A 13,179-nucleotide genomic window follows, 5' to 3' on the forward strand; every position below is an offset into this window, starting at 1 on the left:
ACCCCTCGCGCCGTCACTCAGCTTTGGGGTGCAAGTCGCCGATCAACTACGAAAGGACTGCCGCTGAAGGGCTGGAATCTCTAAGCCCATAACCGTCCACAAAACCAGGGAAACTCCAACTTCAATCCGCGCCAGCTCCTTCTTCAGGCACCGGATCTCGGTATCTTTCTCCGCCTCTCCTGATGAGGCCTGCGCGAACTTCTTCTTCCAGGCGCAGAGCAATACGGGCGGCCCCCGAAATACTCCGGCACTTCCCTGACCGGATAGCCCGGCTCGATGATCTACGCGACCGCGGCCCGCTTGAACTCGTCGCTGGACCTGCTGCTGTTCGTCATGGCCTCCTTGCCTCAAAATCAGCGAAGAAGGCGTCTACGATACACAGGGGCTATTCATTGGATGCGATCCGGAGATTGTAGTTCCCAAAGCACCGAAATTCTTCCGGCGGTCAGCGGTCGCGGTAGCGAGACGCAGGCGGCCCTCAGTACCCGAGTAGTTCCACCGCTGGGCGCAAACAGCTTCACGGCATTATCTTCAACGAGTGAGCCAGGCTTTCCTCCTGGACCAGCCTTTTCCATGGCTGTGAACAAAGTCTGCGTCGATGGAAAACGTTCTTATCGGCACTTCTTCATTTACCTTAAGTAAATCAATAATTTGATGGATGATCGTGGGTAATATGCACGCAGCTCTACACAAAGATCTTTCTGACACCCGGCGTGACGTTATAGTCGGGCCTGATCCGACCATCTTTTGCCGTCTGAGTGTATCGGACCGGGAGATCGTCGGATCGAGGCCGGCGATTACGAGGCGCGCGTGTCAGTCCAGCCGCACGCTGTCGGCGCTCTGTCGCTCCTCGGATGTGAAGCCGATGCGATCTAGGCCGATGTCCGCGACCACGGCGATCAGGATACACGCGGCGAAGGCTGTGAGCATGGCTTTCATGTCGGTGTCACTCCGCCGGCGTCTTCCGGCCATCACGCTTGGCGATGGCTGCCTCGGCCCAGATCGAATGGTGCTCTTTCGCCCATTGCTCCTCCACCTCGCCTTTGCCGACGGCGTCATAGGCCCCCTCCATGCCGATGGAGCCGATGTAGATATGCGCTAGGATCACGGCCATCATCCCGAAGCCCACGATGACGTGCCACAGTTGGGCGTATTGCATCTCCTCCTGCGGGCTGAGCGCGGTCGGAAGTTCGCCGAGGCCAACCGCCTGCGGCAAGCCCCAGTTGTTCAGGATCTCGAAGGTGCCCGCGAACATCGGCAGCTCGAACGGGAACAGGAGCGACAGCCCCGAGGCCGAGACCGAGACGCCGCCTAGGATGACGACCCAGAAGATGATCTTCTGGCCCGCGTTGAACTTGCGCGCGGGGACGTGGCCCTTGGTAAACAGCCCGCCGCCCTTGGCGAGCCACTTCAGGTCCTCCCAGCGGGGAATGTTCTGCACCACCCAGAGGACGAAGATCAGGACGAGGCCCAGCATGAAGGCCCAGCTGACGTTGTTGTGCACCCATTTGGACGCGATCGCGACCGGGGCCCAGGCGTCCTTTCCGATGAGCGGGATGATCGCCACGCGCCCGAAGAGGACGAGGAGTCCGGTGATGCCGAGCGCGATGAAGCTGCCGGCGGTGAGCCAATGGCCGAACCGCTCGAGCGCGGTGAACCGAAGGACGGTGCGGCCCGTCTTCTCGCCGTCGATGCGGATGCGGCCGCGGATGACGAAGAACACCGCGAGAGCCGCCAGCGTCCCCAGGAGCAGATAACCGCCCCAGGTGCGCAGCGGCCCCTCGCGGAACTCCAGCCACCACATGCCGCCGTCCTGGATGAGCGTGGTCGCGGCGGGGCCGCGGTTCTGCGTCTCGATCCCGATGTTGTCGTAGCGGATGCCGCGCCAGAGGTCGGTATCGGCCGCGCCGCCGAGCGCGCCGAGCTCCGCCGACGTGGACGGGGCCGTGCCCCCGGTCATCGCCTCGCGATCGGAGGTGTCGATGTTCGGCTCGGCCTCGCCCGCGCGCAACGCCTCTTGCCGGGCCATGATCTCCTCGAGCGTCGTCGCGCCGCCCGTGGCACTGCGGTCGATGACGAGCGGGTCGCCCGGTCCGCCGGTTGGCGGGGTCTCCTGCGCGAGAGCGGGGAGGGCGAAGGTGATCATCAGGACGAGCAGGCTGCGCAGCATCGGGCGCTCCCTTCGAGAAGCAGGAAAGCCCGCCCCGGGCGCGCGGGACGGGCCGGTTCGTCAGGTCCGGTCAGCCGTCGCGGGCTTCGACGCCATAGGCCGTCGACCAGCCCCAGGCCCCCGAGCCGAAGCCACGCGCCACCACCCGCTCGCGGTAGATGTCCGACACCTCCGAGGCGTCGCCGGCGAGCAGGGCCTTCGTCGCGCACATCTCGGCGCAGACGGGAAGCTTGCCCTCGGCGATACGGTTCCGGCCGTACTTGGTGAACTCGACCTCGGACATGTCCTCCTCCGGGCCACCGGCGCAGAAGGTGCATTTGTCCATCTTGCCGCGGCTCCCGAAGTTGCCCGCCGTGGGGTACTGCGGCGCGCCGAAGGGGCAGGCGTAGAAGCAGTAGCCGCAGCCGATGCAGAGGTCCTTCGAGTGCAGGACCACGCCGTCCGCTGTCTGGTAGAAGCAGTCCGTCGGGCAGACCGCCATGCAGGGCGCGTCCGAGCAGTGCATGCAGGCGACCGAGATCGAGCGTTCGCCCGGCTGGCCGTCCTGGATGGTGACCACCTTGCGGCGGTTGATGCCCCAGGGGACTTCGTGCTCGTTCTTGCAGGCGGTGACGCAGGCGTTGCACTCGATGCAGCGTTCGGCGTCGACGAGGAATTTTGCGCGTGCCATTTCTGTCGTCTCCTTATGCTGCGTAGATCTTGCAGAGCGTCGACTTCGTCTCCTGCATCTGCGTGACCGAGTCGTAGCCGTAGGTCTGGGCGGTGTTCGTGCTCTCACCCAGGACGATCGGGTCGGCTCCCTCGGGGTAGTTTTCCCGCAGGTCGCGCCCCTCGAAGATGCCGCCGAAGTGGAAGGGCATGAAGGCCACGCCTTCGCCCACCCGCGGCGTCACCATCGCCTTGACGAGCACCTTGCCGCCCTCGGGCCCCTCGACCCAGACATCGCCGCCGTCGCGGACACCGACGTTGTTGGCATCCTTCGGGTTGATCTCGACGAACATCTCCTGCTGCAGCTCGGCCAACCAGGGGTTGGAGCGGGTCTCGTCGCCGCCGCCCTCGTATTCCACCAGGCGCCCGGAGGTGAGGACGATCGGATACTCCTCCGAGAAGTCCGTCTCCTGGATGGAGGCATAGCGCGTCGGAACCCGCCAGAACTTCTTGTCGTCGTAGGTGCCATATTCGGCCACGAGATCGCGCCGCGGCGTGTAGAGCGGCTCCCGGTGGACGGGCACCGGGTCGGGGAAGGTCCAGACGACGGCGCGGGCCTTGGCATTGCCGAAGGGGGCGCAACCATGGGCGATCGCGACGCGCTGGATACCGCCCGAGAGATCGGTCTTCCAGTTCACCCCGCCGACCTTCTCGGCATAGTCGGACGGGATCTCGCCCTGCTGGGAGGTCTCGCCGACCTCCTCGGTGCCGGGCCGCGTGTCGCGGAAGCCCGAGACCCATTCGATCATGCCCCGCTCGTAGGGCGTCAGGTCGCCGTCCCACCCGAGGTCGATGAGCATCTGCATCGTGAACTCGGGATAGCCGTCCTCGATCTCCGAGCCGACGCTGGCCACGCCCTCGGCCAGAAGGTTCTCGCCGTCGCGCTCCACGCCGAAGCGGGCGCGGAAGGTCAGGCCGCCTTCGGCGACCGGCAGTGACATGTCGTAGAGGTTCGCCGTGCCGGGGTGGTTCATCTCGGCGGTTCCCCACGACGGCCAGGGCATCCCGTAGTAGTCCCCGTCGGCCGGGCCGCCTACGGCGCGCAGCGTCGTCTTGTCGAAGGTATGCTGGTTCGCCATGTGCAGTTTCAGCCGCTCCGGGCTCTGCCCGGTATAGCCGATCGTCCACATGCCGCGATTGAACTCGCGGGTGATGTCTTCGATATTCGGCTCGTCCCCGTCCATCGCGATGTTGCGGAAGATGCGGTCGTCGAAGCCGAATTTCTTGGAGAACATCGCCAGGATCGTGTGATCGGGCTTCGACTCGAAGAGCGGCTCCACCACCTGATCGCGCCACTGGATCGAGCGGTTGGAGGCCGTGACCGAGCCGCGCGTCTCGAACTGCGTGCAGGCGGGCAGCAGGTAGACGCCGTCCTCCCGGTCCTGCATCGCGGCCACGAGCGTCGGGAAGGGATCGACCACCACGAGGAGGTCGAGGCTCTCCATCGCGGTCTTCATCTCCTTCATCCGGGTCTGCGAGTTGGGCGCGTGACCCCAGAAGACCATTGCACGGGTGTTCGCCGGCTGATCCAGGTTCTCCGCATCCTCGAGGACGCCGTCGATCCACCGGCTCACGGGGATACCGGTCTGGTTCATCATCTTCTTGTCGCCGAACTCGGCATCGCTGAACCGGCCCTGCAGCCACTCCAGATCCTCGTCCCAGACACGTGCCCAATGGGCCCAGGACCCGTCGGAAAGGCCGTAGTACCCCGGCAGCGTGTCGGCGAGGACACCGAGGTCCGTCGCGCCCTGCACGTTGTCGTGGCCGCGGAAGATGTTGGTGCCCCCGCCCGCGGTGCCCATGTTGCCGAGCGCGAGCTGCAGCACGCAGTAGGCGCGGGTGTTGTTGTTGCCGTTGGTGTGCTGGGTGCCGCCCATGCACCAGATGACGGTGCCGGGCTTGTTCTCGGCCATGAGCCGCGCGACGCGGCGCAGCTGCGACTCGGGCGCTCCGGTGACGCGCTCCACCTCGTCGGGTGTCCAGCGGGCAACCTCTTCGCGGATCTGGTCCATCCCCCAGACGCGGGTGCGGATGAACTCCTTGTCCTCCCAGCCGTTCTCGAAGATGTGCCAGAGGATGCCCCAGACGAGCGCGACGTCCGTGCCGGGCCGGAAGCGGACGTATTCGTCCGCATGGGCCGCCGTGCGCGTGTAGCGCGGGTCACAGACGATCAGAGGTGCGGCGTTCTCCTCCTTGCCCTTCAGGATGTGCAGCAGCGAGACGGGATGCGCCTCGGCCGGGTTGCCGCCGATCAGGAAGATCGCCTTGGACTTGTGGATGTCGTTGTAGCTGTTGGTCATGGCGCCGTAGCCCCAGGTGTTCGCAACGCCCGCCACGGTGGTGGAGTGACAGATGCGCGCCTGGTGGTCGACGTTGTTCGTGCCCCAGTAGGCGGCGAACTTGCGGAAGAGATAGGCCTGCTCGTTGTTCGATTTGGCCGAGCCGAGCCAATAGACGCTGTCCGGCCCGCTCTCCTCGCGGATCTGGAGCATCTTGTCCCCGACCTCGTCGATGGCCTGCTCCCAGGAGATGCGCTCCCAGGCCCCGCCGACCTTCTTCATCGGGTACTTCAGCCGCCGCTCGCCGTGGGCGTGCTCGCGCACCGCGGCTCCCTTGGCGCAATGGGCCCCGAGGTTGAACGGGCTGTCGTAGGCCGGCTCCTGTCCGAACCAGACGCCGTTCTGTACCTCTGCGATCACCGTGCAGCCGACCGAGCAATGGGTGCAGACCGTCTTGATCTTGTCGACGCCGTCGGCGACCGCGTATTCCGCCGGCGCGGCCTGCGCGACGGTGCCACCGGTCGCGCCGATGGCGGCGAGCCCGCCGATGGCGAGGCCCGATCCGCGCAGGAAGGCGCGGCGGTCGACGCCCGTTTCGGCAATCCGGTCCAGAAGGCCCACGCCGCCGGAGCGGGGGGCGGTGGAGATGGTCTTTCTGCGAAGCATGGTCGTCCCCCCCCTCAGAAGCGCGCGCTGGCGAAATACGCCCGCGTGTGTTCGGTATCGGCGAGGCCCTTCTGCGGGCCGGTCGCAGCGGTCTCGGCCTCGGCGGCGGTGCCCGCGGCGGTCGCGGCGACGGCCGCCGGGGCCAGCGCGGCTCCCTTCAGGAAGCCCCGTCGCTTGGTGTCGATCCGGGTGTCGTCGGTCTTGTCGGTCATGTCTCGTCCTCCAATACGTGCGACGCTCAGGCGGCCGCCAACCGGAACGCTTCGCGCTCGATTTCCATGAATGCGCGCCCCACCTCGCCAACGTGGGCATAGAGCGACGCGGATTTCGCCGTGCTTAGATCGGTAAAAAAGTGCCCCGCCCAGGGTGCTACGTGCCGGGCCCAGACGTCCCGCTGCCGCGAGAGCGGAAGCGGCGGGCCGAACCGCCCGACGATCAGCGCGCCCATCATTTCCATCAGACTCGCGATGCCGTCCTCGGGCTCGAAGACGCCCTCCGCACGGGTCAGGCCGAGGGCCGCGAAGTCGCGGCGCAGGGTGCCGAGCGGTTTCTCGTTGAGAAACCCCGTCAGGTAGAAGCTCGCGTAGGGCAGGAGTTCCCCGCGGCCCAGCCCGATGAAGAGCGCATTGAACTCCCGCCGCACATCGCCGGGGTCGGCGGTATGGGCCGCTTCGGCCAACGCGTCGATCGCCCGGCCGAGGGGCGTGTCGTCCCCCTGCAGCGCGGCGGTCTGGTCGAGCGTCATCCGGTCCATCGGCCGGGACAGCACGAGACCCAGATAGTTGTAGAGATCGGCGCGAAGCCGGTCCTCCTCAGCTGGCTTGCCCGCTGGCCCGGGCGCGCTGGCGTTCATTCCCGATCATCCTCCTCCTCGAAGGTGAAGCGCATCCGCCGGGGCGGTCCCGCTTCCGGGATCGCAGCCTCCTCCGCCGCGGGTTCCCTATCGGAAACTTCCACCACCGGAGCCTGCGGGGCAAGAGTTTTCTCTTCGAGGGGGTGTACCGCCGGCTCCGAGGCTACCCGCTCGGACCGATCGTCATCTGCCTGATCGTCCTGCGACGCCTCGGCCTCCGCGAGCTTGCGGACATGGGCGGCGAGGCCCTTGCCGACCTCGTAAGACGTCTTGAGCACGCCTCCGTTGAGCCCGTCACCGGTGAAGTCGCCATCGTAGTCGTTGAGCCCGTCGACGCAGGCCAGCACCGGGTTCGAGCGCCAGAGGCTACGCAGCGCGCGATTGCGCAAGTGCTTGGGCACTTCGCGGGCCATGAAGGCCGCGATGTCGTCACCGGAGACGCTGTCGGGGTCGGGCAGGTTCAGCGAATCGAGCAAGTCCGCCTCGCTCATCTCGGCCTGCGCGGCCGCACGGGCGGCGTCTTCCTGCGTCTTCGCCTCGGCCTCCACACGGGCGGCTTCGGCGCTCTCTTCCGCTTCGACGGCCTTGCGCCGGCGGGACCAGAAGTCGCTCATCCGCTTCCCCCCTTCCGATCCCGAAGGGATTGCGGCGTGCGCCAGACGTCCGCGCCCTGCGCGATCCGTGCGTCGCCCTTGCCGGCCTCCGCCGCGCCGGCGTGCAGCCTGTCGCGCTTGCGCTTCACGAAGGGCACGTCCTCGTGGTGGAGGGCGACGAAGGTCTCGACCCATTCGACCATGCCGGGCGGCATGGCGACCTTGTCGATCCGGTCTTCGGCATCGACCTCGTATTCGCTGGCCTCGAAGGGCGAGGCCGTGACGAGCGCCGGGGTCGGCCGCCCCGCCCCCCGCAGCGCGACCCAGAGCGACGGCTGATGCGAGGTCAGGTTCTGGACGAGGCTGTCGGTATCCTTGCGATGCAGCAGAAGCGGCAGGGTTGCCGCGTGGAATTCCTCGCTGTCGCCCTCCGCCCGCAGCGACCGCCAGTCGGCGGGCGGTGCGTGGGGCAAGACGCCCGAAAGCGTCCAGATCTCCGCTGCCCAGCGGGTCACGCCCGGGCGGCGGCGCATCAGGATGCCGACGGGCATCTCGGCGGTCTTCGGGGCATCGGTTGTCATCGCTCTATCGTGGCCCCTTCGAGGGTCGCTTGGGAAGAGACCTTATCGGACGACCTTGCAACCCGGCGCGGGCCGTGCCCTCCTGCGGGAGAGGAGGAGGGCACGATGAGCGAGGGCGAGCGCACGGGCCATCTGGTGCTCTGCACCTGCGGTGGCAGTCAGGAGATCGACGCGGAGGCCCTGTCGCGGGCGACGGGCCGGCATTGCAGCAAGGTGCACGACGCGCTCTGCACGATGGGTCCGGAAGCGGTCGGGCGGGCTTTCGCCGCACCCGATACGCTCATGGCCTGCGGTCAGGAAGCGGTGCGGCTGACCGAGCTGGCCGTCGAGGCGGGCGTGCCTGTGCCCCGCTTCGCCGACATCCGAGACCGCGCCGGCTGGGGACAGGGCGACGCGACCGCGAAACAGGCCGCGCTTCTGGCCGAAGCAGCGTTGCCGGCGGTCGAGCCGCGCGTCGTCGATGTCACCTCCGAGGGTCTCTGCCTGATCGTGGGCCCGGCCGAAGCGGCGCTTGCCGCGGCCGCGCGCCTGAAGGATGCGCTCGCCGTGACCGTCCTACTGACCGACGGTGACCTGACCGAGGTTCCGCCCTGCGACGTCGTGATGGGTCGTATCCGCACCGCGACCGGGGCCTTCGGCGGCTTTGACCTGACGCTCGACGCCCTGCGGCAGTTCGACCCGACGGGCCGCACACTGGGCTTCACCGCGCCGCGCGACGGCGCGAAGACGCGCTGCGATGTCATCCTCGACCTCACGGGTGGCACGCCGTTCTTTCCGGCGTATCGCAAGCGCGAAGGCTACCTGCGGCCCGATCCGAAGGACCCGCAGGCCGTGGCCGACGCGATCCTCGAGGCGAGCCAGCTCGTCGGCACCTTCGAGAAGGTGCTGCACGTCCGCACGGAGCCGGCGCTCTGCGCCCACTCCCGGGCCGAACAGACGGGCTGCACGAATTGCCTCGACCTCTGCCCGACCGGCGCGATCGTGCCCGCGGGAGAGCATGTGACGATCGACCCGATGATCTGCGCCGGATGCGGAGCCTGCTCCTCCGTCTGCCCGTCCGGGGCCGTCGCCTACGACGCGCCACCCGTCGATGCGGTCTTCCGCCGGATCGAGGTCCTGGCCCGCGTGTTCCGCGCCGGGGGCGGGACGCCGAGCCTCCTGGTGCACGACGAACATGGGCAGGAGATGATCGCGCTCTCCGCCCGCCACGGCGCGGGGCTGCCGGCGCATGTCGTCCCCTTCCACCTGCCGGCGATCGCCGCCTTCGGCCACGCCGAGGCGATGGCGGCCCTCGGTGCGGGCTTCGCGCGGGTGGACATCCTGTTGGGTCCGAGGACCGAGCGTGACCCGGTGGAAAGCCAGATCGCGCTTGCCAATGCGCTGGCCGGGGCAGAGGCGGTACATCTGCTGGACGTGAATGATCCCGAAGCGCTGGAACAGGCTCTAACCGGCGTGTTAGAGCCGGTTTCGCATGATCCGATGCTGCCGCTCGGCACCCGCCGGCAGGTCACCCGCGTCGCCGCGGGCGCGCTGCACGACGGCACGCCGACCCTGCCCCTTCCGGACGGTGCGCCCTATGGCGCGGTCCTCGTCGACACCGACGCCTGCACGCTCTGCCTCAGCTGCGTGTCGCTCTGCCCCTCGGGCGCGCTCGTCGACAACCCCGACCGGCCCGAGCTGCGCTTTCAGGAGGACGCCTGCCTCCAATGCGGTCTCTGCGCGAACATCTGCCCCGAGGATGCGATCACGCTGAAGCCGCAGCTTGACCTGTCGACCGAGGCCCTGAGCCCACGCATCCTCAACGAGGAGGAGCCAGCGGAGTGCGTCGAATGCGGCAAGCCCTTCGGCGTCGCCTCCACGATCGAGCGGATCGCCGGGATGCTCGCCGACAAGCATCCGATGTTCGGGGCGGAGAAGGCGCGCATGATCCGCATGTGCGATACCTGCCGCATCAACGCGATGGCGCATTCCGAGAACAACCCCTTCGCCGCCGCCCCGCGCCCCCGGACGCGGACGAGCGACGACTATCTCAACTAGGAGACCCCGATGGTCGACGACTTCAACATGTCCATGCGCAAGTTCCTCAAGCAGGTCGGCGTGACCTCGCAACAGGCGATCGAGAAGGCCGCGCGCGAGGCGGGGCCGGACGGCCCGTTTCACGCGAAGGTCGTGCTGACGATCGACGGGCTGGAGCTTGAGCATGTCGTGACCGGCACGATCAACGGCCGCCCCGAATGAGCGCACCGACGCGGGAGGACGTGCTTGCCGTCCTCAAGGGAATCGACGCGCCGGGCGGCGGCGATCTGGTGTCGGCGGGGCTCGTGCGGGCGCTGTCGGTGGCGAATGGCGAAGCGCGCTTCGTGATGGAAATCGCGCCATCGCAGGCCCAGGCGATGACGCCGGTGCGCGACGCCGCCGAAGCCGCGCTGAAGGCGATGCCCGGCATGACCAAGGTGTCCGTGGCGCTCACCGCCCATTCCGACAAGGCCCCGCCCGACCTCAAGCCGTCCCGCCCCGCGCAGCCGACCGGGCCGCAGCCCGTGCCCGGCGTCGCCCGCATCCTCGCCGTGGCGAGCGGCAAGGGCGGCGTGGGCAAGTCGACGCTCTCGTCGAACCTCGCCGTCGCGCTCGCCGCCGAGGGGCGGCGCGTGGGCCTGCTCGATGCCGACGTCTACGGGCCGTCGCAGCCGCGGATGCTGGGCGTGTCGGGCCGGCCGCAATCGCCCGACGGCAAGACGATCCTGCCGCTGCGCAACCATGGCGTCACGATGATGTCGATGGGCCTGATGACGAACGAGGATCAGGCCGTGGTCTGGCGCGGCCCGATGCTGATGGGCGCGCTGCAGCAGATGATGACACAGGTGCAATGGGGCACGCTCGACGTGCTGCTGGTCGATTTGCCGCCGGGGACCGGCGACGTGCAGATGACGCTGGGCCAGAAGTTCCACGTCGACGGCGCGATCGTGGTCTCCACCCCGCAGGACGTGGCCCTTATGGACGCGCGCAAGGGCATCGACATGTTCAAGCAGATGGGCGTGCCGGTCGTGGGCATGGTCGAGAACATGTCGACGCATATCTGCTCCAACTGCGGGCACGAGGAACATATCTTCGGCCACGGCGGCGTCGCGAAGGAGGCCGGGAAGCTGGGCGTGCCGCTCCTGGCCGAGATCCCGCTCCATCTGTCGATCCGGGTGGCCGCCGATGGCGGTGCCCCGGTGGTCGCCTCCAAGCCCGAGGGGGCCGAGGCGCAAGCCTACCGCGCGCTGGCACGGCGTCTGGTCGAGGCGGGCCATGCCTGACTTCCCGCCGCTCCTGCGCGGGATGCTGGCCGCCGAGCCGTGGGCGGCCGCGGTCGAAGCAGCGCGGACGGGCTGCGACGGTGGCCTGATCTGTTGGCGTGGGGGTGCGACGCTCGACGCGGCAATCGTCTTCGCGCCGGAGGTGCCGCTCTCGGAGGCGGCGCAGATGCAGTCCCTGACCGCGCTTGCCCTCCGCGACGGTCTGGGCGCGATCGGTCCGGCGGAGATGCCGGTGCACCTGACATGGGACGGCGGCGTCATGGTGAACGGCGCGGAGGCAGGCCGGGTTTCGGCGATTTCACCCGTATCAGAGCCTTATCTCGTGCCCGACTGGCTCGTGACCGCGTTCACGATTCGCTTCCTTCCGGTCGACGATCTGGAGCGGACGGCGCTCTGGTCGGAAGGGGCGGGCGACGTGACGCCGGAGGATCTGTTGGAGAGCTGGGCACGGCATCTGATGCACCGGCTGTCGGTATGGGAGGAGGCGCGCGCCCGGTCGCTGCACGCCGATCTGACGGGCTGTTCCTGGGAGGTCGAGGCGGGCAACGCCGGATTCGTCGGCCTCGACGAGGGGCTGGGGCGCTTGCGCCGGGTGGACGGTGCGGTGACACTCGATCCGCTGACCGATCTTCTGGAGATCCCATGAACCTCGCGCGCGCGATCCATTTCGACGAGAGCGACCGCAACGTCTATCACGTCGCCGCCCGCACCGGCGAATGGTGCCTCTCGGGCGGTTTCGAGTTTTCCGACTGGTCCGAGGGCGATCTCGTGGGCAAGGCGCGGCAGGCCTTCGCGAACGGCTGGCTCGGGCTCGAAACCTTCGGCCGCGTCACCTTCGTTGCCGTCACGCGGATCGAGCCGGCGGAGCGGGACGCGCTGATCGAGGCGCTGGCGGAACACTTCGTCGCCCTTCACGGCGCGCCCTCGCTCGACGCCGCGCGGCCGGTCGCGACCGAGGAGGTCGACGCGATGATCGACCTTTGCGACGGGGTGGATGCGGGCCGGGTGATGACGGTGAGCCGCACGCTGGGCGAGGCCGGCGTTCACGAGGCCTTTCGCATCCTCGAAGCGCGCGAAGCCGATCTGGCGCAGGTGGCGGTGCACGGCGACGAATAGTCGTCGCGCACCGTCTTCCTCGGGCTCGACCCGAGGAAGACGGTCAGACCGGGCCCGACCATGACGCACGGGGCTTCAGCGTGTCGCGTTGAAGGTAAACAGTTGCTCGCCCGACACCCGGTAGCCGTCGATCAAGCTTTGTGCACGCTCGGAGACGAGCCAGTCTTCGAGTCGTGCCGCCGCGTCGCCGGCGATGTCGTCGTTCTTGCCCGGATCGACGGGCAGATAGGCGTATTGGTTGAAGAGCGCCGGGTCGCCCTGAAACAGGAGGGCCATGCCCTCGGTATTGCCGAAGGCGAGCCAGCTTGCGCGGTCGGAGAGCACGTAGGCCCCCATGCCGACCGCCGTGTTGAGCGCGGCCCCCATGCCAGCACCCACGGGGCGATACCATTCGCCCTCGGGCGGTAGGCCCGTCGCCTCCCAGAGCGCGAGCTCTGCCTTGTGCGTACCGCTGTCGTCGCCCCGGCTGACGAAGGGCACTTCGGCGGCGGCGATCCGGGCGAGCGCCTCGGTGGCGGAGGTCGCCTCGGCCAGGCCCGCGGGGTCGTCCGCGGGGCCGACGAGGACGAAGTCGTTGTACATGATCTCCCGCCGGTGCGGGGCGTGGCCCGCGGCGACGAAGGCCTCCTCCGCCGTGCGGGCGTGGACGAGGACGGCGTCGACGTCGCCCGCCTCCCCGAGGCGCAGCGCCTGACCGGTGCCGACGACGACGAGTTCGACGTCGAGGTCCGTCTCCGCCGCGATCGCCGGCAGAAGCACCTCCGAGAGGCCCGAGTTCTCGAAGGACGTGGTGACCGCCATGCGCATCGTTTCGGCCGCGGCGGCGAGCGGCAGAAGGCAGAGGAGGAGGGCGCGGAGAAGCATCGGCGGGGCCTTTCGGGGGACGTTCGCAGCGATGATTTCCCTCGGGACCG

The 13,179-nt window shown here is 68.3% G+C and carries 14 protein-coding genes and 1 pseudogene; 5 read left to right on the forward strand and 10 right to left on the reverse strand.

The window, feature by feature from the left end:
- Positions 1-123: 123 nt before the first annotated feature.
- From HSX43_RS18290 to HSX43_RS18325, 9 genes and pseudogenes are all read right to left on the reverse strand, one after another.
- A pseudogene (locus tag HSX43_RS18290) lies at positions 124-281 on the reverse strand (IS3 family transposase); the annotation flags it as partial.
- Positions 282-813: 532 nt separating this feature from the next.
- Positions 814-939 carry a hypothetical protein gene (locus HSX43_RS19875; RefSeq protein WP_268884093.1) on the reverse strand — a complete coding sequence of 42 codons (126 nt, stop codon included), beginning with the start codon at positions 937-939 and terminating at the stop codon, positions 814-816.
- A 7-nt stretch (positions 940-946) separates the two neighbouring features.
- Positions 947-2,170 (reverse strand): formate dehydrogenase subunit gamma, encoded by a 1,224-nt coding sequence (locus tag HSX43_RS18295; RefSeq protein WP_179381586.1) that lies wholly within the window; start codon positions 2,168-2,170, stop codon positions 947-949.
- A gap of 70 nt (positions 2,171-2,240) precedes the next feature.
- Positions 2,241-2,840: a formate dehydrogenase FDH3 subunit beta gene (gene fdh3B, locus HSX43_RS18300; protein ID WP_179381587.1), complete on the reverse strand. Its 600-nt coding sequence runs from the start codon at positions 2,838-2,840 to the stop codon at positions 2,241-2,243.
- Between the two features lie 13 nt (positions 2,841-2,853).
- Positions 2,854-5,823 carry a formate dehydrogenase subunit alpha gene (locus tag HSX43_RS18305; protein WP_179381588.1) on the reverse strand — a complete coding sequence of 990 codons (2,970 nt, stop codon included), beginning with the start codon at positions 5,821-5,823 and terminating at the stop codon, positions 2,854-2,856.
- A 14-nt stretch (positions 5,824-5,837) separates the two neighbouring features.
- Positions 5,838-6,035 (reverse strand): hypothetical protein, encoded by a 198-nt coding sequence (locus HSX43_RS18310; protein ID WP_179381589.1) that lies wholly within the window; start codon positions 6,033-6,035, stop codon positions 5,838-5,840.
- Positions 6,036-6,061: 26 nt separating this feature from the next.
- On the reverse strand, positions 6,062-6,676 hold the full coding sequence (locus HSX43_RS18315; RefSeq protein WP_179381590.1) for a TorD/DmsD family molecular chaperone: 615 nt from the start codon (positions 6,674-6,676) through the stop codon (positions 6,062-6,064).
- On the reverse strand, positions 6,673-7,290 hold the full coding sequence (locus tag HSX43_RS18320; RefSeq protein ID WP_179381591.1) for a DUF3306 domain-containing protein: 618 nt from the start codon (positions 7,288-7,290) through the stop codon (positions 6,673-6,675). The genes HSX43_RS18315 and HSX43_RS18320 overlap by 4 nt, the downstream gene beginning before the upstream one ends.
- A complete protein-coding gene (locus HSX43_RS18325) occupies positions 7,287-7,850 on the reverse strand; it encodes a DUF3305 domain-containing protein (protein ID WP_235962744.1) in 564 nt (187 codons plus the stop codon). Before HSX43_RS18325 ends, HSX43_RS18320 begins: the two co-directional genes overlap by 4 nt.
- A gap of 105 nt (positions 7,851-7,955) precedes the next feature.
- On the opposite strand from HSX43_RS18325, the gene HSX43_RS18330 reads away from it, so the two are divergent.
- Genes HSX43_RS18330 through HSX43_RS18350 form a run of 5 tightly spaced genes read left to right on the forward strand, consistent with a single transcriptional unit; the run spans position 7,956 to position 12,265 of the window.
- A complete protein-coding gene (locus tag HSX43_RS18330; RefSeq protein WP_179381592.1) occupies positions 7,956-9,887 on the forward strand; it encodes a 4Fe-4S binding protein in 1,932 nt (643 codons plus the stop codon).
- A gap of 9 nt (positions 9,888-9,896) precedes the next feature.
- Positions 9,897-10,088 (forward strand): DUF6494 family protein, encoded by a 192-nt coding sequence (locus HSX43_RS18335; RefSeq protein ID WP_179381593.1) that lies wholly within the window; start codon positions 9,897-9,899, stop codon positions 10,086-10,088.
- Complete coding sequence (locus HSX43_RS18340; protein WP_179381594.1) at positions 10,085-11,149, forward strand: Mrp/NBP35 family ATP-binding protein; 1,065 nt, start codon at positions 10,085-10,087, stop codon at positions 11,147-11,149. Before HSX43_RS18335 ends, HSX43_RS18340 begins: the two co-directional genes overlap by 4 nt.
- Positions 11,142-11,795: a biotin/lipoate--protein ligase family protein gene (locus HSX43_RS18345; RefSeq protein ID WP_179381595.1), complete on the forward strand. Its 654-nt coding sequence runs from the start codon at positions 11,142-11,144 to the stop codon at positions 11,793-11,795. Before HSX43_RS18340 ends, HSX43_RS18345 begins: the two co-directional genes overlap by 8 nt.
- Positions 11,792-12,265: a DUF6505 family protein gene (locus tag HSX43_RS18350; protein ID WP_179381596.1), complete on the forward strand. Its 474-nt coding sequence runs from the start codon at positions 11,792-11,794 to the stop codon at positions 12,263-12,265. The genes HSX43_RS18345 and HSX43_RS18350 overlap by 4 nt, the downstream gene beginning before the upstream one ends.
- A gap of 75 nt (positions 12,266-12,340) precedes the next feature.
- On the opposite strand, the gene HSX43_RS18355 is transcribed toward HSX43_RS18350, so the two are convergent.
- Complete coding sequence (locus HSX43_RS18355) at positions 12,341-13,129, reverse strand: substrate-binding domain-containing protein (protein WP_179381597.1); 789 nt, start codon at positions 13,127-13,129, stop codon at positions 12,341-12,343.
- Positions 13,130-13,179 lie beyond the last annotated feature (50 nt).

Origin of the sequence: Jannaschia marina, assembly GCF_013404595.1 — a bacterium.
Lineage (GTDB): Bacteria > Pseudomonadota > Alphaproteobacteria > Rhodobacterales > Rhodobacteraceae > Jannaschia > Jannaschia marina.